6 protein-coding genes are annotated in these 3,847 nt (G+C 66.8%); 2 read left to right on the top strand and 4 right to left on the bottom strand.

The window, feature by feature from the left end; genetic code table 11:
• Together AC3XYG_RS37470 and AC3XYG_RS37465 are read right to left on the bottom strand one after the other, a co-directional pair.
• The coding region (locus tag AC3XYG_RS37470) for a TPM domain-containing protein (RefSeq protein ID WP_489144990.1) at positions 1–472 on the bottom strand (472 nt) is incomplete at its 3' end.
• 112 nt (positions 473–584) lie between these two features.
• Complete coding sequence (locus tag AC3XYG_RS37465) at positions 585–1,091, bottom strand: LemA family protein (protein ID WP_489144989.1); 507 nt, start codon at positions 1,089–1,091, stop codon at positions 585–587.
• Between the two features lie 203 nt (positions 1,092–1,294).
• On the opposite strand from AC3XYG_RS37465, the gene AC3XYG_RS37460 reads away from it, so the two are divergent.
• A complete protein-coding gene (locus AC3XYG_RS37460; RefSeq protein ID WP_489144988.1) occupies positions 1,295–1,540 on the top strand; it encodes a hypothetical protein in 246 nt (81 codons plus the stop codon).
• A gap of 61 nt (positions 1,541–1,601) precedes the next feature.
• Here the strand turns inward: AC3XYG_RS37460 and AC3XYG_RS37455 are convergent, their stop codons facing one another.
• The gene (locus tag AC3XYG_RS37455) at positions 1,602–2,267 is read right to left on the bottom strand and encodes a calcium-binding protein (RefSeq protein ID WP_489144987.1); all 666 of its coding nucleotides are present in this window, start codon (positions 2,265–2,267) and stop codon (positions 1,602–1,604) included.
• A gap of 182 nt (positions 2,268–2,449) precedes the next feature.
• Positions 2,450–3,319: a LysR substrate-binding domain-containing protein gene (locus tag AC3XYG_RS37450; protein WP_489144986.1), complete on the bottom strand. Its 870-nt coding sequence runs from the start codon at positions 3,317–3,319 to the stop codon at positions 2,450–2,452.
• A gap of 101 nt (positions 3,320–3,420) precedes the next feature.
• Between AC3XYG_RS37450 and AC3XYG_RS37445 the strand changes: the two genes are divergently transcribed.
• Positions 3,421–3,750, top strand: coding sequence for an EamA family transporter (locus tag AC3XYG_RS37445; RefSeq protein ID WP_489144985.1), 330 nt, complete (start codon positions 3,421–3,423; stop codon positions 3,748–3,750).
• Positions 3,751–3,847: the final 97 nt, after the last annotated feature.

The raw sequence follows: 3,847 nt of genomic DNA, 5'->3' as shown, positions 1-3,847 counted from the left end.
GGGGGACGATCGCGGCGATGGCGTTGGTGAGGCCGCGGGCGAAGTCGCCGGCGCGGAATGCCGGCACCATGCCGTCCTGGATGATCCGCGCGGCGGTGGCGTCCGGGATCGCAGTTTCGAGGCCGGTGCCGACCTCGATCCGCATCCTGCGGTCGGTCTTGGCCACCAGCAGCAGCACCCCGTCATCGATGCCCTTGCGGCCCAGCCCCCAGCTGTTGAAGACGCGGAAGGCATAGGCCTCGATGCTGTCGTCGCCCGTGGTCGGCACGATCAGCACGGCGATCTGCGCGCCGGTGCGGCGCTCGACGGCGGCCAGCTTGGTCTCGATCATCCGGTTCTGCTCCGCCGTCAGCGTTCCCGTCTGGTCGGTGACCCGGGTGGCCAGCGGCGGCACGGCGACCGAATCCGCCCGGGCCGGTGCGGCCGTCACGGCCAGCAACAGGCAGGCTGCCGCGGTTGCCCGGCGCAGCATGCTCAAGGCTTCGTCGCCGGTGTCCCGAAATCGACCTTCGGCGCGGTCGAGATCGCCGCTTCGTTCTCGACGCTGAAATTGGGCTTGGCGCTGAAGCCGAGCACGCCGGCGATCAGATTCCCGGGGAAGCGGCGGACGCCGACATTGAGTCCTGCACCGCCTGGATCGACCGGTTGCGGGCGACGGTGATGCGGTTCTCGGTGCCCTCCAGCTGGGTCATCAGATCCTTGAACAGCGCATCGGATTTCAGCTGCGGATAGGTCTCCGTCACCACCAGCAGCCGCGACAGGGCGGAGGACAGCTCGCCCTGCGCCGCCTGGAACTTCTGCAGCGCCGCCGGGTCGTTCAGCGTCTCCGGCGTCACCTGTATGCTGCCGACCTTGGCCCGCGCCTCGGTCACCTGCACCAGCACGTCCTTTTCCTGCTGGGCATAGCCCTGGACGGTCTTGACCAGGTTCGGCACCAGGTCGGCGCGGCGCTGGTACTGGTTCACGACCTCCGACCACGCGGCCTTGACCTGCTCGTCGCCGGTCAGGAAGCGGTTATAGGCACTGCCGCCCCACAGGACGGCGACCACGACCACGATGACGACGATGATCAGCCCGGTAAAGCGACGCATCCGATCCCCCTTCGATGTGCGCAGCGAGTCCGCACGGATTGCAGCATCAACCCCCGACCACCGCAATGGTGCCGACAAAATTCATATTGGCCGCCGGCTGGGAGCAAGAGATAGAAGACCGCTTTCCTAGCATGGCGAAGTCGGTTACAAGCCGCGCCTTTCGAGGACGGCTGCGCCTTCTCGAAGACAAGAAGGGGATCATTTTGCGCAAGCTTCTCAGTGTCCTGATCGGCGTGGTGGTCGCCGTGGTCGTGGTGTTCGGCTTCACCTGGTACCGCTACGTCACCAACACCGACAGCCCTTACGACGAGATCGGCATCGACCTGAACAGCCGCCTGCCGCTGCCGTTGCGCGAATGGGGCTGCGCCAAGCTGAAGGTGAATTTCGCCGGCGCCCTGCCGCCCTATGGCTGCCAGGCGGCCGATGGCCGCAGCTGGATCGTTCCCTGAGCTGACGCCCGCGTGACCAGGACCGGCGCGCCGGCCCTGGTCCGCCATTGACCGATCGGCCTTAGAGCACGAAATCGCTGGCGTGAAGAACGCCGGCGTTGCCAAGGTCGATCGCGAAATCGGCCACGCCGTCACCGTTGACGTCGCCGGACACGATGGTCTGGGTGACCTCATGCCCGTCGCTGATGAATCCCTTGTCCATCACCGTGATGTGCAGCTCGCCCGCATGGCCCGTGAAGGCGGCGGTCCCGATGAAATGGAACGCCTGGTTCCCGGCCACGCCGGTCTGGGCATCGATGGCCGACAGGTCGATCCGGTCGCCGTCGGCGTGATGGAAATCCAGGATGCTGTCGGGGTGGGCGACCGAGCTGTCGGCTGCCGACTTGAAGATGAAACGGTCGGCGCCGGCGCCGCCGGTGATCATATCGGTGCCCAGGCCACCGATCAGCGTGTCGCCGCCCGAACTGCCGATGAGGGAGTCGTTGCCGGCGCCACCATCCAGCGTGAGATGCAGGGCGGCGTTCAGGCTGTTGTGCCCGAGCGGTGCTTCGATGGCATCGTCCCCGCCATGCCCGTCGATGACGAGATGGGTGACGGGGCCGTTCGGCGGCAGGGTCGGCTCCTGTGGGCCGCTGATGACGGATGTGCTGCCATCTGTCCCTGCGATCACGAAGATGACGTCCGTATCGCGGTCGTCGCCGTTCACGACCAACGTGCCCCTTGTCATGATTCAATGCTCCATTTTTCTGTAAAATCTGAATAGTGATAAAAATAGAGTGAGCAATATTCTTCGGTAAGTGTATTTATGGCTACTTATGTAACTAATATAAGTACCACGTAATAATTTCGAGTAACTGAGTATTTGTGATTTATATTTGCGAAAGGCCGGCTAAACCGGATCGTCCGCCTCTAAGCCGCCAGCGCCTCGGGCCGGCCGATGGCGTTGTGGATCTGTTCGGCCAGCCGCGCGGCAGCCGGCGTCCGCGGCCGGGCGCCCCAGGCCAGCGCGATCTCCAGCGACGGCAGGGCGGGCAGCCCGTCGCGCTCGCCCAGCACGCGCAGGCCCGGCGGCAGGCTGCATTCGACCACCACCGCCACCGCCAGCCCGGCCCGGACCACCGCGACCAGCCCGACCAGGCTGGGGCTGCTATAGGCCAGGCGATGGCGCCGCTGCGCCGCGGCCAGCGCCTCCAGCGTGATGCCGCGGGCGACGCAGCCAGGCTCGTACAGCGCCACCGGCAGCGGCTCCTCCAGTTGCGGGTCATGGTCCGGCGACCCGAACCAGATCAGCGGCTCACGTCGCAGCAGCTCGGCGTCGCGGCCCGGCCGGCGCGTCACCACCGCCAGGTCGACCGTGCCGGCGGCCAGGCGGCCGTCCAGCAGCGTGCTCTGCTCGCAGATCAGCTCGACCTCGACCTGCGGGTGGCTGGCGGCGAAGCGCGACAGGATCGGCGGCAGCAGCGAATAGGCATAGTCGTCGGGAATGCCGAGCTGGACCTTGCCGCGCAGGTCGGGCTCGACCAGCGCCGCCCAGGCCTCCTCCTCCAGCCGCAGCATGCGCCGGGCATGGCCAAGCAGGATTTCACCGGCGGCGGTCAGCCGGACGTGCCGGCTGTCGCGGTCGAACAGCCGCTTGCCCGTGGCCTCCTCCAGCCGGCGGACCTGCATGCTGACGGCGGATTGGGTGCGACCGATTCGGGCGGCGGCCAGGCTGAAGCTGCCGCCCTCGGCGATCGCCACCAGGGTGCGCAGCACGTCGAGATCCAGGCGTCTGTCCATGCGCCAAGCATAAATTCAAATGATGGATGGCTTCAAATCTATTCGTTTGAGTGAATGGGGCGGCGGCCCCAGCTTTCCTGCCTGACGATCAGGAGGCGGCGATGGCGGCGGACAATCTCGATATGGGAGCGGAGCGGCGGACGGGGATCCTGCAGCTGTCCCTCGGCATGGCGGTGGTCGGCACCGTCGGCGTGTTCATGGAGGAATCGGGGCAGGGGCCGGTCAACGCCGTGTTCTTCCGCTGCGTCTTCGGGGCGCTGGTGCTGTTTCTGTTCTGCGCCGCCCGCGGCTGGCTGGGTGGTCTGCGCCTGCCGCTGCGCAGCTGGGCGCTGATCCTGTTCGGCGGTGTCTGCATCGTGCTGAACTGGGTGGCGTTCTTCGCCGCGATCCAGCGCACCTCCATCGCCTTCGCCACCATCGTCCGCGCGTAACGTTCGAGGCGGTGCCGGTGGAACGCCGGCTGGATCACGGCACGCTGACGGTGATGGGATGCTCCCTCCGCGGTCAGCAGCCCCCGGCCGAGGAGAC

The sequence above is a fragment of the Inquilinus sp. genome (assembly GCF_057815775.1).
Note: the sequence above shows the minus strand (reverse complement) of the source record. Positions and strands in the feature narration are given on the sequence as shown.